Below are 24,993 nucleotides of genomic sequence, written 5' to 3'. Positions count from 1 at the left end.
TGTGAAATTGATAAAGAAGAGGAATAGAAGGAATAGGTGAGGTAAGAGAAGACAATAAAAAGTGAATTCGTAAATATAAACTATATAAAGGATAAGAGATGATTTATTGTTACGTATATACTGCGGATGATAAGAAGTTTGAAAGAATGGATAGGGTTGTTGATGAGGTAAAAAATCAAGAAAATGTGGTTTTTGGTGTGAATGATATTGAGAGTATTACTTATTTAAGAGAAAAATATGGTATAAAAGCTATGAATGTCGATGCTTTAAGTGATGTTTTTAATGCCGTAACTCATGATGATGATATTATAGTATGTACGCCTGAGGATACGACATATCTTAAGGCTTCTTTTAGAAACGTAAAGGAGTTATGTAATGAGTGAAAATCAAAACAATAAAGAAAAACCTTTTAACTTTTGGCTTTTTATGGGAGGAATATTTATCGGTCTTTTGGTATTAACAGCTATTGTTGTGGGTGTTCCTTATCTTTTAATGAAGTAATGTCGAAATAAAACTTGCTTCCTTTTCCTTTTTCGCTTTCTATTTCCAAATGAGTGTGGTGTAGTTTTAGGATATGTTCTACTATAGCAAGACCGAGTCCTAAAGAGTTGTCCCAATCGTTTTTGGCGATTCTAAAAAATTTTTGTTTTATCATTTCTATGTTTTGTTTGTCTATTCCCAAACCTTTATCTATAACTTCCAAATATTTTTCGTTTAAGTTTATGGTGATTTCTTTTTTAGAGTATTTTAATGCGTTTGAGATTAGGTTGCTAAGGACTATTTCGATTAGTTTTTTATCGGCGGTTATCGTAGTTGGTGTTAGGTTTAGTGATATTCTTTCTTCATCAAAGCTTTGAATCAAATCTTTTATTAATAAATCGAGCTTGAAAGTTGAAAATGAGGGTTTTAATTTTTTATTTTCGAGTTTGGTAATAAGATAGAGCCTATCTATGAGTTCTGATAGTCTTGTGGTGTTTTTTTGGATTTTGTTTAGGAATTTTTGCTGGGTTTGAGGAGGTAGGTTTGATTCCAAAATAGTTTCTATATATCCGTTTATGATTGAGATAGGGTTTTTAAATTCATGAGAGATAGCCGAGATTACTTCGTCTTTAAAAGAATTCATTATTTTTTGCTTTTTGAGCTCTTTTTTTAATTTTCTGTTTTCTTCTTTTAAGTTTTCAAGTTGTTGTAGCTCTTTTGAAAAAAGTTTTGATTTTATGAAATTTAAAATTTTTTCTTTCATTTCAGCTTATATCCCACGCCTCTTATGGCTTCTAAAATATTTATTTTGTGATTGAGTCTATTGATTGCTACGTTTACGCTTTTTTCGCCTATTTCAAGTACGTCGGCTATTTCGCTTTTGGGGACTATTCTTTTTGGATTTTCGAAAAATAGTTTTAATAAATTGAATTCGGCAGGAGTTAATCTTATCGTTTCGTCTTCGATATTTAAAGTTTTCGTATCGAGGTTTAACTTCATATTTTTATATGAGATTATGTTTTCGAATTTATGATTTCTTTTGAGGACCGCTTTTACTCTCATCAAGAGTTCTTTCATGTTAAAAGGTTTGGTGATATAATCGTCTCCTCCGGCTTCGAATCCTTCTATTATATTTTCATCGCTATTTTTTGCGGTGAGAAAGATTACGGGAATGTCGTAGCCTTCTTCTCTTAGGTTTTTTACGAATTTAGTTCCTTCTACAAAGGGAAGGTTTCTATCGACTATTAAAAGGTCGGGATTTTCTTCTTGAATGAAATCTTTTACTCTTTTGGAATTCAAAAACCCAACAACGTCATATCCCTCTTTTTGGAGGTTGAATTCAAGCAACTCTAACAAATCCTCTTCATCTTCGATAATAGCGATTAACATTAATTTCCTTTTGTTTTTTTATGATTTTTTATTTTATCAACTCTTTTTCATATCTTCACTTTATTATCGACTTCATAATATCACAATATAAAAAATTAACCACCCTCAACAAGAGAGCGAATTTCGGACATTTCAAAAAAGCTAAAAAGCACAGACCTCTTCGAGCTTGTGAGCTTTTTTTAACGCATTTTTTTCATTGAAATTTGCAATTGTTTCTGGTTGCTTAATTTTACAATTTTTCGAATCTACTGACTTACAAACTCATCATTTTACCACTATATATCAATCCCCTCTTTAGCAAAAAGCATATATTTCGCTATCGTTTTTACGCTGTCGCTGATTCTTTCTAATTTTTTTGCAATATTTAGGGCTTTTAGGATTTCATCGATATTCTCTTTTTCTTTTACGTCAAGTACGAGTTCTTTATATAATTCGTCGGCAATTTTTTCATAGCTAATTATTGAAGAGTAGGCGTCTTCTATAGAATCGCTTTTTGCCGCGAGTTTTAAAGTGGTGATTGCCGAGATGGCATTTTGATAAAGGGCGTCGATTTTTTCGTTTTTGAAGTCGTATTTTTTAATAAAAGCTTTTACTGATTTTTTGATTTTTGCAAGAAACGAAGATATTTTCAAAAACGCGACTACTTCTCTTAAAAACTCACCTTGCGGATGATACAAAGCCAAAACTTTAATAACTTCATTGTCAAATTCTTTTAAGTCGATAAGGAAAAACTCATCCGTCAACTCTTTTTTTTGAAGAGATTCTTCAATAGCGCTTAGGTAGGAATAATATTTGTCGTTTAGTTCGTTAATTTTGTTTTCTATAATCATTATTTAACCCTTTTTTTAAACTTATTATAACATTTTGAGTGATTCGGGATGTTATCGAATTGTTATTTTTATTTTCTACAATTACACTAACAAAACTCAAAAGGAGAGAATATGAAAAAATTTATTGCGGGTATCGCTCTTGCGGCGGTGAGCTCTTTTGCATGGACTATTAACGGTACTGGTGCGACTTTTCCTTATCCGGTATATAAACAATGGATTAAATCTTTTTATGAAAAAACAGGAAACAAAGTAAACTACACAGGTACGGGAAGCGGTACGGGGATTAAAGAGGTTGCTTTAAGACATGTGGATTTCGGAGGAAGTGACAAGCCTTTATCACCTGCGACTTTGAAAAAAGGACAACTTTATCAATTCCCGACTGTAATCGGAGGAATTGCGCTTTCTTATAACATTCCGGGTGTAAATAACCTAAAACTTAGCGAAGAAGCGATTAAAGGTATCGTTCTTGGGACTATTAAATATTGGGATAACCCGATGATCGTAAAATACAATTCTCAAGCTAAATTACCGCATAAAAAAATTATTTTCGTACATAGAAGCGACAAATCGGGGACTACTTTTAACTTTACATATTATCTAAGCAAAATGTCTCCTGAGTGGAATCAAAAATTCGGAGCGAGAAAACTTATCAATTGGCCGACTGACGCGCAAGGTAGAAGTATTGCCGGTAAAGGAAACTTCGGTGTTAGTGCGGCTATTAAAACAAATCCTTATTCAATCGGATACGTAGATTATGCCGATGCCGTTAAAAACGGACTGAAAATGGCTGAAGTTCAAGCGGCTGACGGAAAATTTGTAGCGCCGACACCTAAAAACTTCGCAGAAGGTGCCAAATACGCGGGATTTGATCCGAAACTTGATTTTTACAAAGTAATCGCATATCCTAAACACGGATATCCTATTATTGCGGCGACTTTTATTTTGGTACCTAAAGAAAAAATTCAAAACGATAAAAAAGTAACCGCGTTTTTCGATTACGGATATACTAACGGAGACAAAGCGGCTTTAAAATTAGGATACGTACCTCTACCTGAATCTATCAAAGATATGGTTAGAAAATATTGGGCGGATAAAGGTATCGCGCCTGCAAAATAATAAGAGGTTAAAACCTCTTTATTTTTATTATAATTCTAAGAAAAAAGGGCAGTTTTAATGGAAGCATTTTTTAAGCGACTCTCCGCACTTAGCGCTACAACCATTCTTTTAATACTTACAAGTATATTCGTCGTACTTTTTTTATATGCAAAACCTGCTATTGAAGCATACGGACTTAAATTTTTAGTCGATCCGAGATGGGATGTGGTAATTACTCCTCAAAAAGCGACTTCAGCCCCTAAAAAAACTGAAAATTTAGGCGGTGTAAACGTAGATAACGAAGACGATATTCCTACTGTAAACATTCCTAAGCAAAATCAAAAAGTAAACGTACAAGAAGACGATTTGGGAGATATTCCTACTCCTGCGAGTACTACAAAAGTAAATACCCAAGATGACGACCTTGCTGGTGTAAATGTTCAAGAGGAGGATTTGGGTATTTCCGCTCCTACTCAAAATACTCAACCTCAAAAACAAAAAGTTATTTACGGAGGGCTCGTACCGATTGTAGGTACGATACTCTCGACTGCTCTTGCTATGATTTTCGCCGTTCCTATCGCAATGGGAATCGCTATATTTTTATCTGAAATAGCTCCTCCTTTTATTTCCAAACCCGTAGGTATCGCTATAGAGCTTTTGGCCGCTATTCCGAGTATTATTTACGGAATGTGGGGGCTTTTTTATTTCGGGCCTTTTATTTCTCATATTTTCGGCGGCGGTAGCGTTTCGCTTTTGGTAGCCGGACTTGTGCTTGGGATTATGATTATTCCTTTTATGGCGTCTTTAACACGCGATAGTATGAAAACGACTCCGGATGTTCTTAAAGAATCGGCTTATGCAATGGGAGCTACGAAATTCGAAGTAATAAAAGACGTAATTTTTCCGTATGCGAAAAAAGGTATTATCGGAAGTATGATTTTGGCTCTTGGTAGGGCGCTTGGTGAGACTATGGCGGTTGCGTTTGTTATCGGAGGTGTATTTACTTTCCCTCATAAACTAACAGACCCTACCGTCTCTATTCCGGTGGTACTTGCAAACAACTTCGCCGAAAGTAGCGGTATGAGTTTGAGCGCTCTATTTTATTTGGCGCTTATTTTATTTGTGATTTCTTTTATTGTTATCAGTTTTGCTAAGTTTTACTTTTTAAGGGATAAAAAATGAGACTGATTATAAATAAGATAGTTTTGCTGCTTTCGACTTTGGCGGCGATTTTGGGGCTTGTTTTTCTTTTTTGGATTTTAATTACGCTCACTATCAAAGGAATTAGTGCTATTAATCTTCATATTTTTACAAACGACTTGGTAAATAACGGGCTTAGAAACTTGCTTGTCGGGCAGTTTGTTTTGGCGTTTATTGCCGTGATAATCGGCGTGCCTATCGGAATGGTTGCGGGTATTTATCTTCAGGAATATTCGTTCGGGAATAAATACGCGGAATTTATCAGAAACTTAAGTGATGTTATGATGTCGGCTCCGAGTATCGTTATCGGTACTTTTGTTTATGCGATTATCGTTTCACCTGTAGGTCATATGAACGGGTGGGCCGGTGCGATTGCGCTTGCTATTATGATGATTCCGATTGTAGTAAGGACTACCGACGATATGTTGGGCCTTGTGCCAAAGGAGCTTAGAGAAGCGGGTGTCGCTATCGGAGCGCCTAAATACAAAGTAATTTTCGATATCGTAATAAAAGCGACAAAAGTTGGGATAATGACGGGTCTTTTGCTCGCTTTTGCAAGAATAGTCGGAGAGACCGCACCTCTTTTATTTACAAGCGGAAACAGCGAATATTTTACTCTGAATCTAAACCATGAGTTTCCGAGTTTAACGGTTGCAATTTATACGCTTGCTACGATGCCTGATAAAAGCCTTGTCGATATTGCGTGGGCGGGGGCGTTTTTATTGACTCTTTTCGTTTTAATAATAAACCTACTCGGTAGATTCGTAATTAAGGAGAAAAAGAAATGAATTTAGAAAAAGTAATGGATATAAAAAATTTCAGTTTTACATATGCAGGGGCTGAAAAACCATCATTAAAAAATATAAATTTACCAATTTATTATAAAAAAGTTACGGCTCTTATAGGACCGAGCGGTTGCGGTAAATCTACGCTTCTTAGAAGTTTGAATAGGATTCATGATTTGTATCCCGGGAATAAATACGAAGGTGAAATATTATTAAAAGACCTTGAAACGGGCAAAATGGAAAATATTTTGGAATACAAAAAAGAAAACGAACTGATAAAACTTCGCCAAAGAGTCGGTATGATTTTCCAAAAACCGACACCGTTTCCTATGAGTATTTACGATAATATCGCCTACGGACTTAGACTTATGGGCAAAAAAAACAAAGCCGAGCTTGACGAAAAAGTAGAAGAAGCCCTAAAAGGTGCGGCTTTATGGAATGAAGTGAAAGACAGACTAAAAGACGACGCAAGAGGACTTAGCGGAGGACAGCAGCAAAGACTATGTATTGCAAGAGCTATTGCGGTTGAGCCGGAAGTGCTTTTGATGGACGAGCCGACAAGTGCTCTTGACCCTATCTCCACACTTGCGATTGAAGAGTTGGTAACGAAATTAAAAGATAAAGTTACAATCGTAATCGTTACTCACAATATGCAACAAGCAAGTAGGGTTAGTGATTTTACGGCTTATATGTATCTTGGCGAGCTTGTGGAATTCGGTACGACAGAACAGATATTCCTAAATCCTCAGAAAAAACATACCGCCGATTATATCGCAGGGAAGTTCGGATAAAAAATCTCCTTATTTACTTCTTTTTTTTCTTTTTGTAAAATTCCTCTTAAAAAAGAGGGCGCTATGGAACTGCAGACTATCTCCAAGTTTGAAAAGAAAGCAAGAAAATCAGCAGGTATCGATTTTGTTAGATTCGGTATCGGACTTTTATTTATTGCCGTTGTCGTACTTTATACGTACGCAAAAACGGGAAGTGTTCCAAATAACATCTTCTTAGTGATTGCTACAATTTTCGGTGCTTATATGGCTATGAATATCGGTGCGAACGATGTTGCCAATAACGTAGGACCGGCGGTGGGAAGTAGGGCTTTGAGCCTTACAGGTGCTATTATTATCGCCGCTATTTTCGAAGCTGCCGGGGCTTTAATAGCGGGTGCGGACGTAACCAATACCATTAGAAAAGGTATTATCGATTTAAATGCGTTCGGTGGTGATGTTAATATGTTTATTTGGGCTATGATGTCGGCACTGCTTGCGGCCGCTTTATGGCTCAATCTCGCTACGGTATTCAAAGCTCCCGTTTCTACGACTCACTCTATAGTCGGTGGAGTTATGGGAGCAGGAATCGCTGCTGCCGGGTTTAGTATCGTTCATTGGGCTACTATGGGTAAAATTGCCGCTTCTTGGGTTATTTCTCCGGTTTTAGGCGGAATAATAGCCGCTTCTTTTCTTTATGCGATTAAAAAGACAATTGTTTTCAAAGAAGATAAAGTTAGTGCGGCTAAAAAATGGGTGCCTATTTACGTTTCGATTATGACGTGGGCATTTGTTACGTATTTGACTATGAAAGGCTTAAAGCACGTTTGGGTGAATATTACGGAAGTTTTGAGCTTCTTGCCTCATACTAAAAAACCTACTTTCGGAGTTGCTTCGATTTTCGGGCTTATTTTAGCCGTTATCGTTTATTTCTTAATGGTTGCTAAACTTAAAAAAGAAGAGATTAAAAACACAAGAGAAGGAATTAATAAATATTTTACTGTACCTTTGATTTTCGCGGCGGCTTTGCTGAGTTTCGCTCACGGAGCAAATGACGTAGCAAATGCCGTAGGTCCGCTTGCCGCTATTGCCGATGCGGTAATGAACGGCGGGATTTCAAGTAAATCCGCTATTCCTTTTTGGGTAATGGCTATTGGTGCTCTTGGTATTTCGTTAGGACTTGCTCTTTACGGACCGAGACTCATTAAAACCGTAGGTGACGAGATTACGAAAATAGACCCTATTAGAGGTTTTTGTGTGGCACTTGCAGCTGCTATTACCGTTATTATCGCTTCTCAACTCGGACTTCCTGTAAGCTCTACTCATATTGCAGTCGGTGCGATTTTCGGGGTAGGGTTTTTAAGAGAGTGGTTGCAACTTGTAGAACAAAAAGAGGACGAAATCGATAGAGAAATCAAAAATTTCGAAAAACAACTTAAAGCGTACGAACTCGAACTTGAAGACCTAAAACAAAAAACGGACAAATCAAAAGAGGATTATAAAAGAATCGTAGAACTTATCGAGCTTATAGAGGATTTGGAAAAAAGTATTAAAAGATTCAAAAAAATACTTAAAAAAGAAGAAAAAGTGAAATACGTAAAAAGAGACCTTTTCAAAAAAATTATCGCCGCTTGGATTATTACGGTGCCTGTTGCGGCGGTGCTTGCGGCTATGATTTTCTTTATGATTAAAGGGATGATGGTTTAGGGAGTCGGTGAGAGTAGGGAATCGTGAAAGTGGTGAATGTTGTGAAATAGTGAAATTGTGAGTTTGTAAAATGATGATAAGGTGAAGATGAGGAAAAGATTGGAAAGTGATGAGAAATAGAGTTGGTAAAAAAGTGAAGTAAAAAAGGAATAAAATGAGAGTGGTTTTTATGGGGAGTCCCGATTATGCGGTTAAAATTTTGGATGAGCTTGCAAGACATTATGAAATAGCGGGAGTTTATACGCAGCCTGATAAACCTGTAGGTAGAAAAAAAGTATTAACTCCTACCCCCGTTAAAAAATATGCACTTGAAAAAGGCTTTGAGGTTTTTACTCCGAGCAGTTTAAAAGAAGAGGATTTGAGTAGGTTTAATGCAGATTTTATCGTAGTGGCGGCGTATGGACTTTTGCTTCCGAAACACGTACTTCAAACGGCGCCTTGTATTAATCTGCACGCTTCTTTATTGCCTAAATATCGAGGGGCAAGCCCTATACAAAGTGCTATTTTAAACGGAGATGAATATACGGGTGTTACTTCTATGCTTATGGACGAGGGGCTTGATACCGGAGATATTTTGTGTTGGGACTTTACGGAAGTAGACAGAAAAACAAGTATCGATTTGTTTGATGAACTGGCTGATATTGCGGCAAAACAAATTATTTATACGATTGAAAACTTTAAAAAAATAAAACCCCTAAAACAAAACGATATTTTCGCAACGTACTCTCCGAAAATAAAAAAACAAGACGGACTTGTAGATTTTAAAAGTGCCGAAATTATCGATAGAAAATATAGAGCTTTTATGCCGTGGCCGGGAATTTTCACTGAAAAATTCAAAATAAACGAAATGATTCTTTTAGATACCGATTCTTCAAACACTCCGGGTGAAATTTTAGAAATAAACGACGGAGTGGTGGTAGGGTGCGAAAAAGGTAAAATAAAACTTTTAAAAGTACAAGCACCCGGAAAAAAAGAGGTAAAAGCAGTAGATTTCGTAAACGGAAAAAGATTAAAAACCGGTGATAATATTTTAAATTAAAGGATTAAGGATGAAAAAGTTATTTTTAGGAGCTATTTTAGGAACTTCGCTGTTTTTTAGCGGTTGTTTTAACAATGATGTAAGTTGTAGCGATTCTCAGGTAAAAGAGATGGTGAAAAACGCTACGCAAGGAAACGTGATTATAGATATGATGGCTTATGATGTTTTGAAAAAAGATAATAAACCTGTAACGCCTATGAGTTTTGCAATGGCGAAATTAACGATGACTATGGGACTTGCGGCAGCAGGAGAAAATCCTAAAATTAAAAAAATGATAGATAACTATAAAGAAAAATATAAAAATGTAGATTTCGAATTAAAAGATATCAGAACCGATTCGAAAAACAAAGAAATTCAAAAAGTGACATGTTCGGCAACGGCGGTTTATAAATTCAAAGATTACAATATTACGGCAAATATTAATTATATCGTTCAAAAAACCGATGACGGAAAAAAACTTTTTGTGGAAGTGAAAAAATTTGAAGAGCAATGAGATTTATCTATTTAAAAGAGGTGGATTCGACTCAAAAATATCTTTTAAAAGCCCTCAAAAATTCGGTTATTAAACCTCCCGTTTGCGTGTGGAGCGAATATCAAACCGCAGGAATCGGAACAAGAGGCAATAGCTGGATAGGGGAGAGGGGAAATCTTTTTTTCTCTTTTGCTTATTTAAAAAACGAATTTAGTTTCGTACCGATTCAGAGTCTTTCTATATATTTCGGATTTATTTTTAAAAAAACACTCAATAATTTAGGAAGCAAGGCCGTTTTAAAATGGCCTAACGATATCTATTTAAGTAAAAAAATCGGTGGCGTTTTGACTCAAATTGTAGAAAATCATATAGTTTGCGGTATAGGGTTGAATACTCAAAAAAACGTCGGTGAATTTGAGAGTTTGGATATAAAAATAAAAAATGATAAAATTCTAAAAGAATATTTCGAGACTTTACAAACTAAGCCTTCTTGGGAAATGATAATCGACGAATACAAAAGAGAATTTGAACTTACAAAAGATTTTTTCGGTATTGAGGGCGATTTATCGGATGACGGTGCCATTATAAAAAATAATAAAAAGGTGTATTCAAGACGATGATTGAGATAATTTCGGTAGCAAATCAAAAAGGCGGGGTTGGAAAGACCACTACTGCGGTGAACTTAGCGGCGTCACTTGCAATAGCCGATAAGAAAGTATTGTTAATAGACGCGGATCCGCAGGCAAATGCGACTTCATCATTAGGTTTTTATAAAAACGATTACGAATACAATCTTTATCACGTATTAATAGGTAGCAAAAACATTAACGAAGTAATTTTAAACACTACGCTTCCGACTCTTGATATTATTCCTTCGAATATCGGTCTTGTCGGGATTGAGAGGGAGTTTGAAGAATTTGACGATAAAGAGATGATATTAAAAAAGAGAATCAAAGAGCTGAAAAAAGATTATGACTACATCATTATCGACACTCCTCCTACTTTAGGGCTTATTACTATCAATGCCCTAAATGCGAGCGATAGCGTAATTATTCCCGTTCAGACGGAATTTTTCGCACTTGAAGGATTAAGCCAGCTTCTTAATACTATCAAACTTCTAAAAAGAGAAAAAAACCCGAAACTCAAAATCAAAGGCGTTCTTCCTACTATGTATTCTTCTCAAAACAATCTCTCAAAACACGTTTTAGCGGAGCTTAGGAGGTTTTTTAGAGATAAAATGTTTATTTTCGATAAGGATAATAAAGAAAATATCTTAGTTATTCCAAGAAACGTACGTTTAGCCGAAGCTCCGAGTTTCGGAAAACCTATAATTCTTTACGATATAAAAAGCAAAGGTGCCGTAGCTTATGAGATGCTTGCTAAAAAAATATTGGAGAGTAACGAATGAAAAGACTTGGTAGAGGTCTTGGAGCTATTTTGGAAGATGCCGAAGCGGGATATTTAAAAGAGCTTCCAGAAAGCGGAGTTAATGAAATAGATATTGAAAAAATTATTCCCAATCCATATCAGCCAAGACGCGAATTTAGTGAGGAGTCTATCGAAGAGCTTGCGAGTTCTATAAAAAAACACGGACTTTTACAACCTGTAATCGTTATAAAAGAAGATGATAAATATATTCTTGTTGCGGGTGAGAGAAGACTTAGAGCAAGTAAAAAACTCGGAAAAACGAAAATCAAAGCGATTGTCGCTCCTTATTCGAAAGAAGATTTAAGGGAATACGCTCTTATTGAAAATATACAAAGAGAAGATTTAAACCCTGTGGAAATTGCGTATTCTCTTGAAAGTTTGATAAAAGAGCACGGGTTTACTCATGAAGAGCTTGCTAAAAGTATCGGTAAAAGCAGAAGCTATGTTACTAATATTCTTAGAATCTTAAGTATGCCTGAAATCGTAAAAGAAAACCTAAAGCAAAATAAAATCACCCTCGGACACGCAAAAGTGTTAAGCGGGCTTGATGAACAAGAGATAAATGAAGTAGTTAAAAAAATCGTAGAGAATTCATGGAACGTAAGAGATACTGAAAAATTTGTCAAAAAATTAAAAAATAAAAATCAAACAGAAAAAAACGACAACGAAGAATTAAATGAAGAACTTATCGAAATTGCTTATAATTTGAAAAAAATGGGTTTGAAAACGGAAATAGGTAAAGATTATATCAAGTTGAAGTTAAGAAATGAAACAGATTTTGAAAATTTAAAAAAACTTTTAGGTAATATAAATTAATTTTATGTTAAAATTTCACAAAAAGGAGCATTGATGTTAGACCTTAACCTTGGCGTAATGCTGATAGAGGCCGGTATATTTTTGATTACGATGGTGCTTTTGAAAATGTGGCTTTTCGATCCGTTAGTTAAATTTATGGATGAAAGAGAAGCTAAATTAAAAGCTGAACTTGAAATGATTAACAAAAACACTGAAGAGACAAAAGAACTTGAAGAAGAGATTCAGACAATTCTTCAGCTTGCAAGAGACGATGCGAGAAGAATCGTTGATGAAGCAAGAAAAAAAGCTACTGAAGAAGCTGAAAGAATCAAAGCTGTAAAAGTTAGAGAAATCGAAGATGCGAAAGAATCTTTAAAACTTGAGCTTAAAAAACAAAAAGAAGAGATTTTAAAAGAGCTTCTTAAAGATAAAGAAGAAGTGAAATCTCTAATCGAAAACAAAATAAGGAATGCAGCATGAAAAAACTGATGCTTTTAGGTGCGGTTCTTAGTAGTTTCGTTTTTGCAAGCGAAGCTATGGGCGGAGGACATACAGATATTATTCCAAGAACTATTAACTTCTTAATTTTCGTAGCTATTTTATGGTATTTGGTAGGCGACAAAGCAAAAAGATTTTTTGCTGAAAGAAAAGAGAGAATTGCTAAAAGATTCCAAGAAATAGAAGAAAAACTAAAAGAATCTAAAGCTAAAAAAGAAGCTTTAAAAGCGCAAGTTAACGAAGCTAAACAAATGGCTCATGAAATTGTTGAAACTGCGAAAAAAGAAGCTGAGCTTATCGAGAAAAAAATCAAAACTCAGCTTGAAGAAGAAATCGCTATGCTTGAGAGACATTTCGAAGAGTTCAAACAAAACGAAATCAAAAAAACAAAACAAGAAGCTGTTAAAGAATATATGGAAGAAATCTTCAAAGAAGTACATATCACAAGTGAAGATGCAGCAAAACTTGTATTAAAGGCAGCATAATGGTAGTTGAAAAATATACTAAAGCCTTAATGGCAAGCTTAAACGAAGACGAAGTTGTAAAGGTATATGAAGCTATCGCAAGACTTGCGTTGGTTGCAAAAGATGAAAAGTTCATTCTTATTGTTAAATCTCCGCTTTTGAGCGTAGATGAAAAAGTGAAAATTTTATCTGAAATTGCCGAATGCAATAATGAAAAATTCTTAAATTTTATTAGAATTCTGCTTGAAAATAAAAGAATGGATTTAATCAAAGAAATTCATCAAAGTTTGTATGAAAAAGTATCAAACCTTTTCAAAACGTATGCGGGTAGAGTGGAAGGGAAAGTTTCCGAAGAAACTCTTAAAGCTATCGAGAAAAAATTATCTGAGAAATTCGGTGCGAATATCAAACTTCAATTAAAGGAGAGCGAACTAAACGGTATCAAAGTTTTTGTAGACGTGCTTAATGTTGAAGTTTCAATCGTTGAAGACAGAGTAAAACAAGAATTACTTAATAAAATACTAAAAGCAATCTAAACGAAAGGAGTATAAGTGGTACAGGAAATCACTTCGATTATAAAAGAGAGAATAGAAAACTTCGAACTAAAAGTAGATGTTGAAGAAGTTGGAAAAGTTATCTATTCAGCAGACGGTATAGCTAAGGTTTATGGTCTAACAAACGCAATGGCTGGTGAAATGGTTGAATTCGAAACAGGTGAAAAAGGTCTTGTATTCAACCTTGAAACTGATAACGTAGGTGTGGTTGTACTTGGTAAAGGGACTGAAATTACTGAAGGAAGTTCTGTAAAAAGACTCGGAAGACTAATTTCGGTACCTGTAGGTGAAGCTCTTATCGGAAGAGTTGTAAACGCACTTGGTGAACCAATTGACGGTAAAGGTCCTATCGAAGCTACTGAATATAGATACGTAGAAGAAAAAGCTCCTGGAATTATGGCGAGAAAATCAGTTCATGAGCCGCTTCAAACAGGTATCAAAGCTATCGACGCGCTTGTTCCGATCGGTAGAGGGCAAAGAGAGCTTATCATCGGGGATAGACAAACAGGTAAAACTACTGTTGCTATCGATACTATTCTTAACCAAAAAGGTCAAGACGTTATTTGTATCTACGTAGCTGTAGGTCAAAAACAATCAACTGTTGCGAATATCGTAAGAACTCTTGAAGAACACGGAGCAATGGATTATACAATCGTTGTAAACGCAGGTGCGGCTGATGCGGCATCACTTAAATTCTTAGCGCCATATGCCGGTGTAACAATGGGTGAATACTTCAGAGATAACGGAAGACACGCTCTTATCGTTTACGATGATTTAAGTAAACACGCTGATGCATACAGAGAAATGTCACTTCTTTTAAGAAGACCTCCGGGAAGAGAAGCATATCCTGGTGACGTATTCTACCTACACAGTAGATTACTTGAAAGAGCGGCAAAACTTAACGACGAACTTGGTGCGGGAAGTTTAACGGCTCTACCAATTATCGAAACAAAAGGTGGTGACGTAGCAGCTTATATTCCGACAAACGTAATTTCAATTACAGACGGACAAATTTTCCTTGAAACAAACCTTTTCAACAAAGGTATCAGACCGGCAATTAACGTAGGTCTTTCAGTATCAAGGGTTGGTGGTGCAGCTCAAATCAAAGCTATGAAACAAGTAGCGGGTACACTAAGACTTGAACTTGCACAATATAGAGAACTTGAAGCGTTCGCACAATTTGCAAGCGACCTTGACGAAGCAAGTAGAAAACAACTTGAAAGAGGACAAAGACTTGTTGAAGTTCTAAAACAACCTGCTCATCAACCGTTACCTGTTGAAAAACAAGTAGTTATTATTTACGCAGGTACAAAAGGATACTTAGACGATATTCCTGTAAAAGCGGTTAGAAAATTCGAAGACGACTTATATCCGTTTATCGAAACTAAATATCCGCAAATTTTCGAAAATATCAGAACTAAGAAAAAAATTGACGAAGAAACAGAAGAGTTACTTAAAAAAGCATTAGAAGAGTTTAAGGCTCAGTTTAATCCAGAAGGATAATAAAAATGGCAACTCTAAAAGAACTAAAAAACAAAATAAACAGCGTTAAAAATACGCAAAAAACAACAAGAGCGATGAAGCTCGTTTCAACTGCGAAGTTGAAACGTGCTGAAGAAGCTCTTTTAATGTCAAGAGAATACGCTAAAAAAATCGACGAAGTTATGAAAGAGATTTCTGCAAAACTTACGTCGATTAAAGATTCTATTACATTAAGAGCGTTCGCACATATCGAAAAACATGAAAAAGTAGATTTAATCGTAGTAACTGCCGACAAAGGTCTTTGCGGCGGATTTAATATCAATACTATAAAAGCTACATTAGCTAAAATTGAAGAACTAAAAGAGAAAAAAGTAAAAGTTAGACTAAAAGTGATCGGTAAAAAAGCTATCGAATATTTTAGATTTGCCGGTATTGAAATGTATGAGCAAATCGAAGGGTTAAGCTCTGCGCCGAATTATGAAAAAGCGGCGGAAGTTATCGAAAAATCATATAACGACTTTGTAAATGAAGAAATTGATAATATTATCGTAGTACATAACGGATACGTTAATAAACTGGTACAAGAAGTTCATGTTAACGAACTTTTACCGATTGACGTGGTTGAAGAAAATTCTCAAGAATTTTTGGAAGTTGAACCAACTGACGATTATGAAACAATTTTAGAAAGTTTAGTTAAAAAATATCTTGAATATACAATGTATTATACATTGCTTGATTCACTTGCTGGTGAGCATAGTGCGAGAATGCAAGCGATGGATGCAGCGACAAACAACGCACAAGAAATGGTTAAACAATTAACATTACAATTCAACAAAGTAAGACAAGAAAACGTAACAAGAGAATTAATCGAAATCGTTACAGCTATGGAAGCAATGAAGAAATCATAAAGGAGTAAAATGGAAGGTAAAGTAATACAAGTTTTAGGACCTGTAATCGATGTTGAATTCGACACTGATAAAGTTCCTGAAATTAACGAAGCACTTATTGTAGAGTTTGAAGCAAACGGTAAAAATATGAAAGTTGTTCTTGAGGTTGCGGCTCAAATCGGTGATAACATCGTAAGAACAATCGCAATGGACCTAACTGACGGTCTTAAAAGAGGTACTAAAGTTGTTGCAACAGGTAAACCTATCAGCGTACCGGTAGGTGAAGCTGTACTTGGAAGAATTTTCAACGTAACAGGTGACGTAATCGACGGTGGTGAGCCTATTCCTGCTGATGTTCCGAGATGGTCAATTCACAGAGATCCGCCACCATTTGAAGAGCAGTCAACAAAAATGGAAATTTTCGAAACCGGTATCAAAGTAGTAGACCTTCTATGTCCTTATATGAAAGGTGGTAAAACAGGTCTATTCGGTGGTGCAGGTGTTGGTAAAACGGTTATTATTATGGAGCTTATCCACAACGTTGCATATAAACACAGCGGTTATTCTGTATTTGCAGGTGTTGGTGAAAGAACAAGGGAAGGTAACGACCTTTATCATGAAATGAAAGAATCGGGAGTTCTTGATAAAGTTGCACTGTGCTACGGACAAATGAATGAGCCTCCTGGATGTAGAAACAGGGTTGCAATGACAGGTCTTACAATGGCTGAATATTTCAGAGATGTTGAAAACAGAGACGTATTGATGTTTATTGACAACATCTTCAGATTTGCGCAAGCAGGTGCGGAAATGTCAGCACTTCTTGGAAGAATTCCAAGTGCGGTTGGTTATCAACCAACATTAGCAACTGAAATGGGTAAATTACAAGAGAGAATTACATCTACTAAAAAAGGTTCAATTACGTCAATCCAAGCGGTATACGTACCGGCGGACGACTTAACAGACCCGGCACCGGCAAGCGTTTTCGCACACTTAGACGCGACTACGGTTCTTAACAGAAAAATTGCTGAAAAAGGTATTTACCCTGCGGTTGACCCGTTAGATTCAACAAGTAGAATTCTTGACCCTCAAATCGTAGGTGAAAGACACTACAGAGTTGCAAGAGGTGTTCAAGAAGTATTACAAAAATATAAAGACTTACAAGATATTATTGCAATTCTTGGTATGGACGAACTTAGCGAAGAAGATAAACAAATCGTTGCAAGAGCGAGAAAAATTGAGAAATTCTTATCTCAACCGTTCTTCGTAGCGAAAGTATTTACAGGTGCGGACGGAAGATATGTAGAGCTTGAAAAAACTATCGAAGGTTTCGAAGCTATTCTTGAAGGTAAAGTTGACGATTTACCAGAAAATGCATTCTACATGGTAGGTGATTTGGACGAAGCTATTGAAAAAGCTAAAAAAATGCAAGCTAAAGGCTAAAGGTAAGCTATGAAAATTGATATCGTAACACCTCTTGGTAGAATTTATACCGGTGAAATCAAAGAAGCGACTTTCCCGGGCATCGAAGGTGAATTCGGTGTCCTTGAGGGTCACGCTCCTTTGGTTACTACACTGAATCCGGGATTGATTACTATCAAAAAAGAAAACGGTAAAGAAGAAGTGATTGCAATTAATTGGGGATATGTTGAAGTGACTCCTGACCACATTAACGTTCTTGTTGACGGTGCGGTACCTGTAAGCGGTGCAAGCGAGAGCGAGATTGCAAAATCTATCGAAAAAGCTAAACAGCTTCTTAAAGACGCTATGGATTCTGATGCTCTTGTAGCAACAGTAGAAGCAAAGATAGAAAGTGCTGCCAGAAATATCTAAATTCTTAGCTAACCCGATTAATATCGTCGTTTTGGGTTGGCTCGGAATATATCTTTTTTTCGTTTTTTTTGTTTTTTTCTATAAATTTTTTTCCTTATCATCTTGGATAAAAAAAGAAGAAAGAGCATTGGAAACCTTGCTTACTTCAAATATGTTTCCTATCGATTCGTCTATGAAACCTTGTATTGAAAAATCGACTGTTATAAACAAATATAGTTTTGATGCGTGCATTCAAGCAGCAAAGAAAAAAGCTACAAACGGACTTACTTTTTTAAGTATTGTTGCATCGACTTCTCCGTTTATCGGATTGTTCGGAACAGTTGTAGGAATTTTGACAGCCTTTGCCGGAATGCAAAGTGTTACTACAATTAATATGATAGCTCCAGCTATTGCTGATGCTTTAATTGCAACAGCCGTTGGTATATTAGCAGCCGTACCTGCGTATACTTTTCATCAGATTCTTGCAAAAAAAGTTGAAGATTTGCTTGCAACTTTAAAAATGCAAAGGGATGTGTATTTAAGCAAATGAGAAAGCCTGAATTAAACATAACCCCATTTGTAGATATTATGCTTGTGTTGTTGGCAATTCTTATGGTTTCTGTAACTGTAACTACTTATCAGGAAAAAAGTGTTAATTTACCGCAAGGAAGCAAAACGACTCCGGCAACAAAAAAAGCTACTATTAATATCGTAATAAAAAAAGACGGAACGGTTTTAGTAAACGGAGAGCAATTTCAACTTAAAGATTTTCTTGAAAATTTCAATTTAAAATACGGCAATTTCAATAAAAACGCACTTGTGTATATCGCAGCGGATAAAGATATCAAATATGATACGTTTATGAAAGTATATGCGGGTGTCGTAAAAACAGGATTTAGGCAAATAGGGCTACTTACAAAATGAGGGTGATAATCTCTTTTTTCCTTTCTCTTATCATTTATATTGCTATTCTTGCTTTTTTATATTTCGTTTTAATACCGAAAAAAGAAAAAAAAGAAGAGGTGTTAATACATACGGCGATTGTTAATAATTATAAACCCAATATCCAAACAAAAAAACGTACTATTAAAAACACTATCAAAAAACCTGCCGTAAAAAAAGTAGAAGTTAAAAAACCGCCTAAAAAAGTAGTGAAAAAAGGTAGTAAAAGTGCTATGACTAAAGGCGGGAACATAGATTTTAACGATATTTTTAAAAATGTAAAAGCAAACGTACCAACTAAGCCGCTCAATTTTAAAAAAACACTTGAAATGAGTAGGTTTAAGGGTCTTCAAAGAATAGAAAAAGATTTGAATAAAATTAAAACCCTTAACGTTGACGTAACGATAAGTAGCAATAATAGCAATATAAAACAAGAGAAAATAAACGAAATCATAAATAAAATCGGTCAAATTTGGTATGAAATTTCTGATATTCCGGGAGAATATGCTAAAATAAACGTAATATCTCAAAACGGAAAAGTGAGTGCCGTTATTTTAGAGTCCAATTTAGACGAAGCAAAACAACAAGAATTGTTAAAAAAGATTGAAAGTTTGAATTTCGATAAAAATTTTAATCTTAATATATTATTCCAAACAAAGGTAAACAAATGAAAAAAATATTAATTGCTCTTTTTGCGTTTATGAGTTTTTTGTTCGCAAAAGAGATTGTAATTACGAAATATCTTGAAAACAAGCCTAAAATTGTAATTAATTATATCGGTCCTACTCAAGTTAAAAAAATTCTTGATATGGATATGAAAGTTTTGGATCATTTCCAATATACTTATAACGACGCGAATGCTACAAATGCGAATATGAAATTCAATTTTACATATAACAAAGCTAAAAAAACGTTAACTGTAAAGTACATAAAAAATAACAACGTAGTTCTAACAAGAATTTATAAGTCGAATACTTATGCGTTTTTCCCTTTTTTGGTTCATAAAGCTGTATATGATATAAACGAATATTTTCATTTGCCAAGTGCGAAATTTTTGATTAGAAAAGTTATCTATTCTATTCTTGTAGCGCCGAAAGAGTCCGCTATTTATTTATCTGATTATACTCTTTCGTATAAAAGACGCTTAATTAGCGGAGGACTTAATATTTTCCCTAAATGGGCGGATGAAAAACAAACTACCATTTATTATACTAAACTTCAAAGAAAAGCAGATTTATACAAATACAATATTTATACAGGGAAAAAAGAAAAAATACTTTCTTCTCAAGGTTTGTTGATTGTTTCCGATGTAAAAGACGGAAAACTTTTAGTAACCATGGCTCCGAACGGTCAGCCGGACGTTTATATGTTTGATCCGAATACGAAAAATTTGACGCAAATTACTTCTTATCCCGGTATTGACGTAAACGGAAAATTTTGGGGTGACGATAAAATAGTATTCGTATCGGACAGATACGGAGTGCCGTATGTATTTTCAAAAGATTTACGTACCGGTAACATTACAAGAGTATTATATCACGGTAAAAATCAGGTAGGAGTGGATGCATATAAAAACTTTCTTGTTGTGAGTACGAGAGAAACCGACAATGCATTTAAGCCGAATACATTTAACCTATTTTTACTTAATAAAAACGATGATTCTCTAAAAAGATTAACTTTCGGCGGACAGAATATGTTTCCTAACTTTTCTGTTGACGGAAGTTCGATTATGTTTATAAAAAGAGAGAATTTTTCTAGTAAAATTGGTATAATACGATTAAATGAAAACAAAGTTTTCTATTATCCATTACCGAAAATATTACAATCATTCGATTGGTAAACTAAAAAAAGGAGAAAAAAATGAAAAGAACACTATTAATCGGTGGTGTAGCGCTGGCGTTTTTCTTTGCTGGATGTAGTAAGCAACCTACACTTCAAAACGCAACTGAAACAAACCAAACTGCAACTCAAACACAAACGACTGAAAATCAAACTGCGGCAAATACTGCGGAGAGCGTAAATACTGAAAATGCAAAAGTTGAAGAACAAAATCTTCAAGGAATGAATGTAAGCGTTACTCAAAATAATCAACAATTTGCAAAAAAACTTGCAAGTATAGTAATTTATTTCGATTTTGATAAATATAACATCAGACCTGATCAATGGCCTAAAGTTGAAGAACTTGCAAAATTAATCAAAGAAAATCCAAGCAATTATACTGTTAGAATCGAAGGTAACTGTGACGAGTGGGGTACTGAAGAGTATAACTATGCTCTAGGATTAAAAAGAGCGAACAGTGTTAAAAACGCTCTTATCAAACTTGGTGTTGATCCTAAAAAACTTACTGTAATCAGTTATGGTGAGTTAAATCCTGTATGTACGGCTCATGCTAAATGGTGCTGGAGAAAAAATAGAAGAGACAATTTTACATATCTTCCATAATTTAGATACAATTCCTTAAAAAAGGAATTGTATGAAAAAACTTCTTTTTTTCCTGCCGTTATTTTTACTTGCTGAAGTAAATCCTTTTGATGTAAAAATCTCACCTCAAAATGCTAATTTATTAACTCCTCAAGAAAAAGCTATTTTACAAAATAAAGAAAATATCCAAAAGTTACAAACAAGAGTCGATTCCCTTGAAAAGTCAATCAATAAAATTACGTATAAATTAGTAAGTTATGACGAAACAATAAATAATTTAAATGATAAGCTTCAAGGTTTTAATACTTTACTTGATGAAGTTAATACGGCTCAAAATGATATAGCAAACTTAAAAAGAGATGTAAATCAAACGAAAAGTGATATAGAAATTTTAAAACAGAAAGTAGCCTCTCTTGAAAACAACGTAACGGCAATTCAAACGACTCTTAAAGAGATTATAAGAGTTCAACAAATTCAAAATCAAAATATAGAAAGTTTAAAAAACAGCATTAAAGTATTAATTACGGAATTGAAACAAAAACAAATTACTCCTAAAGAAGCAATGAAAAAAGCAAAAGAGTACTTTTATGCCGGAAAACTTGATAAAGCTAAAGAGTTATTTTTATATACGCTGTCTAAAAAATATTTACCGGCTACGAGTTCGTATTATTTGGGAGAAATCGCATTTAATAAACATCAATACGATATAGCGTTAGGATATTATAAAAAAAGTGTAGAGTTTTATCCTAAAAAAACTTCATTTACCGATAGATTATTATATCATACGGCAATATCTTTCGAAAAACTGGGTAATAATCAAGCTGCAAAGCTTACATTACAAAAATTAATTCACGATTTTCCAAAATCAAAGTATGCCGCTTTAGCAAAAAAAGAGTTGGAAAAACTAAAATAATTTGTTATAATAATTACTTATAATAAAAAAATTGAAGGATTACAATGGCAACTGTATATGGAATTGAATACACAGTAAAAAACTCAAAAGGAGAAGTTGTAGATAGCAACGTAGGACAAGCTCCTCTTGAATTTGTAGCAGGAAAAGGTCAAATTATTCCTGGTCTTGAAAAAGAAGTTGAAAAAATGGAAGTTGGAGAAGAAAAAACTGTTACAGTACCTGCAGCTGAAGCATACGGAGAATATAGAGAAGATATGATTCAAACTCTACCAAGAGATCAATTCGAAGGAATCGAACTTGAAAAAGGAATGACTCTTTATGGTCAAACTCCGGACGGACAAATGGTAGCTGTAACTGTAAAAGATTTTAACGATAAAGAAGTTACGATTGATTACAATCACCCGTTAGCAGGTGAAGATTTGACTTTTGATGTAAAAGTCGTAACAAAAAGAGAAGCTACTCCTGAAGAAACTTTAACAGGACAAGTTGGAGCGCAAGCTCAAGGCGGACACTGCGGAAGTGGAAACTGCGGATGCGGTCACTAAGACCTTCCGTCTTTTTCTTTTTATTATTATGGGTGACTGACACTGAAAGTTTAATCAGAGGAGTTATTTTTTCATTATGTTCTTTTATATTTTTAAATTTTTATGTTGTTATAAAAATTATTTAGGCTGTTAAGTTATTTTTTTGTTGAGGTTATTATTAATTTTTTTTTGTTTATATTAGTGTTTTTAATGAATTTGTGATAGTTTTAATTTTGAAAGAATATAGAAGTAAAGTTAGAGTTTTGGAAAGTTAAAAAAGAAGGAAATTATCCTCCTCCTACGAAATTTAAAGCTTCGACTTTATCGTTTTCTTTTAATTCGTATTTGTCCCAGTCGTCTTTTTTTACGATTTTCATATTTACGGCAACCGCCATAGTTTTATCCAAAACTTTCAAATCTTCTAAAAGTTTTTTTATCGTAGTACCTTTTGAAATCTCTTTTTCGTGTCCGTTGATTATTATTTTCATCTACTCTCCTAAATAGTTATCTCTTTAATGTCGGCGATGTCTAAGAATTCTTTGTAAATGGAAGCGATGAGACTTTTTCTGTTGTGTCTGATTTTTTCGTCTTCTACATTTACCATTACGTTATCGAAAAATTTATCAATTAAAGGTTTAAGAGAGATTAAAAAGTCGAGTTTTTCTTCTAAATTTTTTATATTTTTTACTTTTAAAAACTCATTATAAAGCTCTTTTTCTTCATCTTTTTCAAAAAGACTTTCATCCACTTTTATCGTATTCAAATCAAAATCTTTTACGATGTTGGCTACCCTTTTAAATGTTGTTGCAAGTTCTTTAAAATCTTCACTCTCAACTACTTCGTTTAGAAGTTTTATTTTTTTATCGATTTCAAGTAAGTTACTCTCACCCGTAGCAAGTACCGCTCTAATTACCGACGGGTTTACGTTGTAGAATTTGTAAAGTCTTTCAAAAATAAATTCGATAAGAGCGTTCGTATCGAAATTTTTGTAGTTTTGTTTTAAGTTTTGAATAGCTTTTTTAATATCAAGAGGAATATTATTTTCAATTGCAATTTTAATTATATGATTTGCGGCACGTCTGAGTCCGAACGGGTCTTTGTTACCTTTTGGGATTTTACCGATACTAAATAACGACATTAAAGTATCAAGATTTCTTGCGATATTTAAGATTGCCGAAATTTCATTTGAAGCGGTGTCGGTATATTGCTCTTTTATAGCCATGGCTATTTTTTCGTCAATTCCTGCTTTTAGTGCGTAATAATATCCCATAATACCTTGAAGTTCCGTAAATTCATAAACCATTTCCGTTAATAGGTCGGCTTTTGCGAGATTTACAGCCTGATTTACGGCATTTTGGTCTATATTAAACTCTTTTGCAAGAAACTCGGCTACTTTTTCTTCTCTTTTTACTTTATCATATACGCTGCCGAGTTCGTCCATATAAACGATATCTTTTAGTCCCTCTATACTTAAGCCGTTTTTAAGGTCATTGTGCCAGAAGAAAAGAGCGTCACTAAGTCTTGCTCTAAGTACTTTTTCGTTTCCTTTAATGATTTTTGAAAAATCATCCGTATAAGCGTTGCTAACTACGATAAAAGCGTTTGTGAGTTTTCCGTCTTTATAAACCGGGAAGTATCTTTGGTGTTCTTTCATACTTGTAATAATAACTTCCGGAGGCAGTTCTAAAAACTCTTCGTCGAATTTTCCAAGAAGTGCGGTAGGATATTCTGTAATCGCTACGATTTCGGCGAGCAAATCTTCATCAATTTCAACTTTAACGCCGTTTTGTTTTTCTATATTTTCTATCTCTTTTAGTATTTTATTTTTTCTTTCGTCTTGATATAAAATTACACCTTTTTTATCAAGCTGACAGAAATAATTCCCGACAAAATCAAGATAAATAGGCTCTTTAAAAACTCTATGCGGCATTGTAAAGTTGCTTGAAGTTACGCAAAAAGAATTAAAAGTAATAGCCTCGTCTTCCATCATACAAACAATCCAGCGAATAGGACGGATAAACTCTTCTTGACAAGTTCCCCATTTCATAGTTTTCCCGAAACTTAAGCTTTTTAGCCATTTCGTAATCATTTCCGGGAGCAGTTCTTTTGCTTCTTTTCCTTTTATTTCTGTTTTGTAATATAAAAACTCTTGATTTCCTTTTGTTTTGTATTCCACATCTTTCGGGTCTATTCCGACTTTTTTTGCAAAACCTTCTAAAGCTTTAGGGTTTTTTTCTACTATAGCTTTTGGAGCTCCCCAAATTTCTTTTGTTTCATCAGGCTGTTTTGTAGGAAATTCTCTGTGCCAAAGAACGAGTCTTCTTGGTGTGTAATAAAACGAAAAATTTGTTTTTAAATTATATTCTTCTAAAATAGCGAGCCATTTTTTTTCTATATTAGGCAGTTCTTTTAATAATGGAATTGCCGGTAATTCTTCAACTCCGATTTCAATCAACAAAGGCTTTAACATAAATGTCCTTTTTAATGCAATTTTATCAAAATTTGTTTCTTT

31 protein-coding genes are annotated in these 24,993 nt (G+C 34.5%); 26 read left to right on the top strand and 5 right to left on the bottom strand.

Translation table 11 applies throughout. The annotated features are described in order from the left end of the window. The first annotated feature begins 98 nt into the window (after positions 1-98). Complete coding sequence (locus tag EDC58_RS04560; protein WP_123352329.1) at positions 99-383, top strand: hypothetical protein; 285 nt, start codon at positions 99-101, stop codon at positions 381-383. Beyond that, a complete protein-coding gene (locus EDC58_RS04555) occupies positions 376-501 on the top strand; it encodes a tRNA uridine 5-carboxymethylaminomethyl modification protein (protein ID WP_123352328.1) in 126 nt (41 codons plus the stop codon). Before EDC58_RS04560 ends, EDC58_RS04555 begins: the two co-directional genes overlap by 8 nt. Here EDC58_RS04555 and EDC58_RS04550 read toward each other — a convergent pair. From EDC58_RS04550 to EDC58_RS04540, 3 genes are all read right to left on the bottom strand, one after another. Beyond that, the gene (locus EDC58_RS04550) at positions 464-1,243 is read right to left on the bottom strand and encodes a sensor histidine kinase (protein ID WP_123352327.1); all 780 of its coding nucleotides are present in this window, start codon (positions 1,241-1,243) and stop codon (positions 464-466) included. The genes EDC58_RS04555 and EDC58_RS04550 overlap by 38 nt on opposite strands. Beyond that, positions 1,240-1,869: a response regulator transcription factor gene (locus EDC58_RS04545; RefSeq protein WP_123352326.1), complete on the bottom strand. Its 630-nt coding sequence runs from the start codon at positions 1,867-1,869 to the stop codon at positions 1,240-1,242. Before EDC58_RS04545 ends, EDC58_RS04550 begins: the two co-directional genes overlap by 4 nt. A 275-nt stretch (positions 1,870-2,144) precedes the next feature. Next, positions 2,145-2,699 carry a PhoU domain-containing protein gene (locus EDC58_RS04540; RefSeq protein ID WP_123352325.1) on the bottom strand — a complete coding sequence of 185 codons (555 nt, stop codon included), beginning with the start codon at positions 2,697-2,699 and terminating at the stop codon, positions 2,145-2,147. A 111-nt stretch (positions 2,700-2,810) separates the two neighbouring features. On the opposite strand from EDC58_RS04540, the gene pstS reads away from it, so the two are divergent. The 24 genes from pstS (at position 2,811) to EDC58_RS04420 (ending at position 22,502) form a co-directional block, all read left to right on the top strand. Beyond that, the gene (gene pstS / locus EDC58_RS04535; protein WP_123352324.1) at positions 2,811-3,815 is read left to right on the top strand and encodes a phosphate ABC transporter substrate-binding protein PstS; all 1,005 of its coding nucleotides are present in this window, start codon (positions 2,811-2,813) and stop codon (positions 3,813-3,815) included. A gap of 57 nt (positions 3,816-3,872) precedes the next feature. Continuing rightward, positions 3,873-4,976, top strand: coding sequence for a phosphate ABC transporter permease subunit PstC (pstC, locus tag EDC58_RS04530; RefSeq protein WP_123352323.1), 1,104 nt, complete (start codon positions 3,873-3,875; stop codon positions 4,974-4,976). Continuing rightward, the gene (gene pstA, locus EDC58_RS04525) at positions 4,973-5,782 is read left to right on the top strand and encodes a phosphate ABC transporter permease PstA (RefSeq protein ID WP_123352322.1); all 810 of its coding nucleotides are present in this window, start codon (positions 4,973-4,975) and stop codon (positions 5,780-5,782) included. The genes pstC and pstA overlap by 4 nt, the downstream gene beginning before the upstream one ends. Continuing rightward, positions 5,779-6,570: a phosphate ABC transporter ATP-binding protein PstB gene (gene pstB, locus EDC58_RS04520; protein ID WP_123352321.1), complete on the top strand. Its 792-nt coding sequence runs from the start codon at positions 5,779-5,781 to the stop codon at positions 6,568-6,570. The genes pstA and pstB overlap by 4 nt, the downstream gene beginning before the upstream one ends. A gap of 63 nt (positions 6,571-6,633) precedes the next feature. After that, positions 6,634-8,253 carry an inorganic phosphate transporter gene (locus tag EDC58_RS04515; RefSeq protein WP_123352320.1) on the top strand — a complete coding sequence of 540 codons (1,620 nt, stop codon included), beginning with the start codon at positions 6,634-6,636 and terminating at the stop codon, positions 8,251-8,253. Between the two features lie 154 nt (positions 8,254-8,407). Then, positions 8,408-9,292, top strand: coding sequence for a methionyl-tRNA formyltransferase (fmt, locus tag EDC58_RS04510; protein WP_123352319.1), 885 nt, complete (start codon positions 8,408-8,410; stop codon positions 9,290-9,292). Positions 9,293-9,302: 10 nt separating this feature from the next. Beyond that, positions 9,303-9,785: a hypothetical protein gene (locus EDC58_RS04505; protein ID WP_123352318.1), complete on the top strand. Its 483-nt coding sequence runs from the start codon at positions 9,303-9,305 to the stop codon at positions 9,783-9,785. After that, complete coding sequence (locus tag EDC58_RS04500) at positions 9,782-10,384, top strand: biotin--[acetyl-CoA-carboxylase] ligase (protein WP_123352317.1); 603 nt, start codon at positions 9,782-9,784, stop codon at positions 10,382-10,384. The genes EDC58_RS04505 and EDC58_RS04500 overlap by 4 nt, the downstream gene beginning before the upstream one ends. Next, positions 10,381-11,172, top strand: a complete 792-nt coding sequence (locus EDC58_RS04495) for a ParA family protein (RefSeq protein WP_123352316.1) — start codon at positions 10,381-10,383, stop codon at positions 11,170-11,172. Before EDC58_RS04500 ends, EDC58_RS04495 begins: the two co-directional genes overlap by 4 nt. Beyond that, positions 11,169-12,008, top strand: a complete 840-nt coding sequence (locus tag EDC58_RS04490; protein ID WP_123352315.1) for a ParB/RepB/Spo0J family partition protein — start codon at positions 11,169-11,171, stop codon at positions 12,006-12,008. Before EDC58_RS04495 ends, EDC58_RS04490 begins: the two co-directional genes overlap by 4 nt. 33 nt (positions 12,009-12,041) lie before the next feature. Next, positions 12,042-12,467: a F0F1 ATP synthase subunit B family protein gene (locus EDC58_RS04485; protein WP_123352314.1), complete on the top strand. Its 426-nt coding sequence runs from the start codon at positions 12,042-12,044 to the stop codon at positions 12,465-12,467. Then, a complete protein-coding gene (locus tag EDC58_RS04480) occupies positions 12,464-12,970 on the top strand; it encodes a F0F1 ATP synthase subunit B (protein WP_123352313.1) in 507 nt (168 codons plus the stop codon). Before EDC58_RS04485 ends, EDC58_RS04480 begins: the two co-directional genes overlap by 4 nt. Beyond that, positions 12,970-13,485 carry a F0F1 ATP synthase subunit delta gene (locus tag EDC58_RS04475; protein ID WP_123352312.1) on the top strand — a complete coding sequence of 172 codons (516 nt, stop codon included), beginning with the start codon at positions 12,970-12,972 and terminating at the stop codon, positions 13,483-13,485. Before EDC58_RS04480 ends, EDC58_RS04475 begins: the two co-directional genes overlap by 1 nt. A 15-nt stretch (positions 13,486-13,500) precedes the next feature. Then, on the top strand, positions 13,501-15,006 hold the full coding sequence (atpA, locus tag EDC58_RS04470; RefSeq protein WP_123352311.1) for a F0F1 ATP synthase subunit alpha: 1,506 nt from the start codon (positions 13,501-13,503) through the stop codon (positions 15,004-15,006). A gap of 5 nt (positions 15,007-15,011) precedes the next feature. Further along, positions 15,012-15,893 (top strand): ATP synthase F1 subunit gamma, encoded by an 882-nt coding sequence (atpG, locus tag EDC58_RS04465; protein ID WP_123352310.1) that lies wholly within the window; start codon positions 15,012-15,014, stop codon positions 15,891-15,893. 9 nt (positions 15,894-15,902) lie between these two features. Then, on the top strand, positions 15,903-17,312 hold the full coding sequence (atpD, locus tag EDC58_RS04460) for a F0F1 ATP synthase subunit beta (RefSeq protein ID WP_123352309.1): 1,410 nt from the start codon (positions 15,903-15,905) through the stop codon (positions 17,310-17,312). A 9-nt stretch (positions 17,313-17,321) separates the two neighbouring features. Then, positions 17,322-17,702, top strand: coding sequence for an ATP synthase F1 subunit epsilon (atpC, locus tag EDC58_RS04455; RefSeq protein ID WP_123352308.1), 381 nt, complete (start codon positions 17,322-17,324; stop codon positions 17,700-17,702). Continuing rightward, the gene (locus tag EDC58_RS04450; RefSeq protein WP_123352307.1) at positions 17,683-18,231 is read left to right on the top strand and encodes a MotA/TolQ/ExbB proton channel family protein; all 549 of its coding nucleotides are present in this window, start codon (positions 17,683-17,685) and stop codon (positions 18,229-18,231) included. The genes atpC and EDC58_RS04450 overlap by 20 nt, the downstream gene beginning before the upstream one ends. Further along, positions 18,228-18,605 (top strand): ExbD/TolR family protein, encoded by a 378-nt coding sequence (locus EDC58_RS04445; protein WP_123352306.1) that lies wholly within the window; start codon positions 18,228-18,230, stop codon positions 18,603-18,605. Before EDC58_RS04450 ends, EDC58_RS04445 begins: the two co-directional genes overlap by 4 nt. Beyond that, positions 18,602-19,294: a hypothetical protein gene (locus tag EDC58_RS04440; protein WP_123352305.1), complete on the top strand. Its 693-nt coding sequence runs from the start codon at positions 18,602-18,604 to the stop codon at positions 19,292-19,294. The genes EDC58_RS04445 and EDC58_RS04440 overlap by 4 nt, the downstream gene beginning before the upstream one ends. Beyond that, positions 19,291-20,463 carry a Tol-Pal system protein TolB gene (gene tolB / locus EDC58_RS04435; protein ID WP_123352304.1) on the top strand — a complete coding sequence of 391 codons (1,173 nt, stop codon included), beginning with the start codon at positions 19,291-19,293 and terminating at the stop codon, positions 20,461-20,463. The genes EDC58_RS04440 and tolB overlap by 4 nt, the downstream gene beginning before the upstream one ends. Positions 20,464-20,483: 20 nt before the next feature. After that, positions 20,484-21,065, top strand: coding sequence for an OmpA family protein (locus EDC58_RS04430; protein WP_123352303.1), 582 nt, complete (start codon positions 20,484-20,486; stop codon positions 21,063-21,065). 31 nt (positions 21,066-21,096) lie between these two features. Further along, positions 21,097-21,957, top strand: coding sequence for a tetratricopeptide repeat protein (locus EDC58_RS04425; RefSeq protein WP_123352302.1), 861 nt, complete (start codon positions 21,097-21,099; stop codon positions 21,955-21,957). A 44-nt stretch (positions 21,958-22,001) separates the two neighbouring features. Next, positions 22,002-22,502 (top strand): FKBP-type peptidyl-prolyl cis-trans isomerase, encoded by a 501-nt coding sequence (locus tag EDC58_RS04420; protein ID WP_123352301.1) that lies wholly within the window; start codon positions 22,002-22,004, stop codon positions 22,500-22,502. Between the two features lie 266 nt (positions 22,503-22,768). Here EDC58_RS04420 and thiS read toward each other — a convergent pair whose 3' ends face one another. Next, positions 22,769-22,969 carry a sulfur carrier protein ThiS gene (thiS, locus tag EDC58_RS04415; protein WP_123352300.1) on the bottom strand — a complete coding sequence of 67 codons (201 nt, stop codon included), beginning with the start codon at positions 22,967-22,969 and terminating at the stop codon, positions 22,769-22,771. Between the two features lie 8 nt (positions 22,970-22,977). After that, on the bottom strand, positions 22,978-24,951 hold the full coding sequence (gene glyS, locus EDC58_RS04410) for a glycine--tRNA ligase subunit beta (protein WP_123352299.1): 1,974 nt from the start codon (positions 24,949-24,951) through the stop codon (positions 22,978-22,980). Positions 24,952-24,993: the final 42 nt, after the last annotated feature.

Origin of the sequence: Caminibacter pacificus (assembly GCF_003752135.1) — a bacterium.
GTDB classification, from domain to species: domain Bacteria; phylum Campylobacterota; class Campylobacteria; order Campylobacterales; family Nautiliaceae; genus Caminibacter; species Caminibacter pacificus.
Note: the sequence above shows the minus strand (reverse complement) of the source record. Positions and strands in the feature narration are given on the sequence as shown.

Excerpts from the sequence above, each read along its gene's own strand:
- atpD (WP_123352309.1), top strand. The coding sequence starts at position 15,903 with ATGGAAGGTAAAGTAATACAAGTTTTAGGACCTGTAATCGATGTTGAA.
- EDC58_RS04445 (WP_123352306.1), top strand. The coding sequence starts at position 18,228 with ATGAGAAAGCCTGAATTAAACATAACCCCATTTGTAGATATTATGCTT.
- tolB (WP_123352304.1), top strand. The coding sequence starts at position 19,291 with ATGAAAAAAATATTAATTGCTCTTTTTGCGTTTATGAGTTTTTTGTTC.
- pstA (WP_123352322.1), top strand. The coding sequence starts at position 4,973 with ATGAGACTGATTATAAATAAGATAGTTTTGCTGCTTTCGACTTTGGCG.
- EDC58_RS04505 (WP_123352318.1), top strand. The coding sequence starts at position 9,303 with ATGAAAAAGTTATTTTTAGGAGCTATTTTAGGAACTTCGCTGTTTTTT.
- EDC58_RS04540 (WP_123352325.1), bottom strand. The coding sequence starts at position 2,699 with ATGATTATAGAAAACAAAATTAACGAACTAAACGACAAATATTATTCC.
- EDC58_RS04515 (WP_123352320.1), top strand. The coding sequence starts at position 6,634 with ATGGAACTGCAGACTATCTCCAAGTTTGAAAAGAAAGCAAGAAAATCA.
- pstC (WP_123352323.1), top strand. The coding sequence starts at position 3,873 with ATGGAAGCATTTTTTAAGCGACTCTCCGCACTTAGCGCTACAACCATT.
- fmt (WP_123352319.1), top strand. The coding sequence starts at position 8,408 with ATGAGAGTGGTTTTTATGGGGAGTCCCGATTATGCGGTTAAAATTTTG.
- pstS (WP_123352324.1), top strand. The coding sequence starts at position 2,811 with ATGAAAAAATTTATTGCGGGTATCGCTCTTGCGGCGGTGAGCTCTTTT.
- EDC58_RS04485 (WP_123352314.1), top strand. The coding sequence starts at position 12,042 with ATGTTAGACCTTAACCTTGGCGTAATGCTGATAGAGGCCGGTATATTT.
- EDC58_RS04560 (WP_123352329.1), top strand. The coding sequence starts at position 99 with ATGATTTATTGTTACGTATATACTGCGGATGATAAGAAGTTTGAAAGA.
- EDC58_RS04420 (WP_123352301.1), top strand. The coding sequence starts at position 22,002 with ATGGCAACTGTATATGGAATTGAATACACAGTAAAAAACTCAAAAGGA.
- EDC58_RS04550 (WP_123352327.1), bottom strand. The coding sequence starts at position 1,243 with ATGAAAGAAAAAATTTTAAATTTCATAAAATCAAAACTTTTTTCAAAA.
- EDC58_RS04475 (WP_123352312.1), top strand. The coding sequence starts at position 12,970 with ATGGTAGTTGAAAAATATACTAAAGCCTTAATGGCAAGCTTAAACGAA.
- glyS (WP_123352299.1), bottom strand. The coding sequence starts at position 24,951 with ATGTTAAAGCCTTTGTTGATTGAAATCGGAGTTGAAGAATTACCGGCA.
- EDC58_RS04555 (WP_123352328.1), top strand. The coding sequence starts at position 376 with ATGAGTGAAAATCAAAACAATAAAGAAAAACCTTTTAACTTTTGGCTT.
- EDC58_RS04545 (WP_123352326.1), bottom strand. The coding sequence starts at position 1,869 with ATGTTAATCGCTATTATCGAAGATGAAGAGGATTTGTTAGAGTTGCTT.
- atpG (WP_123352310.1), top strand. The coding sequence starts at position 15,012 with ATGGCAACTCTAAAAGAACTAAAAAACAAAATAAACAGCGTTAAAAAT.
- EDC58_RS04490 (WP_123352315.1), top strand. The coding sequence starts at position 11,169 with ATGAAAAGACTTGGTAGAGGTCTTGGAGCTATTTTGGAAGATGCCGAA.
- EDC58_RS04495 (WP_123352316.1), top strand. The coding sequence starts at position 10,381 with ATGATTGAGATAATTTCGGTAGCAAATCAAAAAGGCGGGGTTGGAAAG.
- EDC58_RS04480 (WP_123352313.1), top strand. The coding sequence starts at position 12,464 with ATGAAAAAACTGATGCTTTTAGGTGCGGTTCTTAGTAGTTTCGTTTTT.
- EDC58_RS04440 (WP_123352305.1), top strand. The coding sequence starts at position 18,602 with ATGAGGGTGATAATCTCTTTTTTCCTTTCTCTTATCATTTATATTGCT.
- pstB (WP_123352321.1), top strand. The coding sequence starts at position 5,779 with ATGAATTTAGAAAAAGTAATGGATATAAAAAATTTCAGTTTTACATAT.
- EDC58_RS04430 (WP_123352303.1), top strand. The coding sequence starts at position 20,484 with ATGAAAAGAACACTATTAATCGGTGGTGTAGCGCTGGCGTTTTTCTTT.
- EDC58_RS04500 (WP_123352317.1), top strand. The coding sequence starts at position 9,782 with ATGAGATTTATCTATTTAAAAGAGGTGGATTCGACTCAAAAATATCTT.
- atpC (WP_123352308.1), top strand. The coding sequence starts at position 17,322 with ATGAAAATTGATATCGTAACACCTCTTGGTAGAATTTATACCGGTGAA.
- thiS (WP_123352300.1), bottom strand. The coding sequence starts at position 22,969 with ATGAAAATAATAATCAACGGACACGAAAAAGAGATTTCAAAAGGTACT.
- EDC58_RS04425 (WP_123352302.1), top strand. The coding sequence starts at position 21,097 with ATGAAAAAACTTCTTTTTTTCCTGCCGTTATTTTTACTTGCTGAAGTA.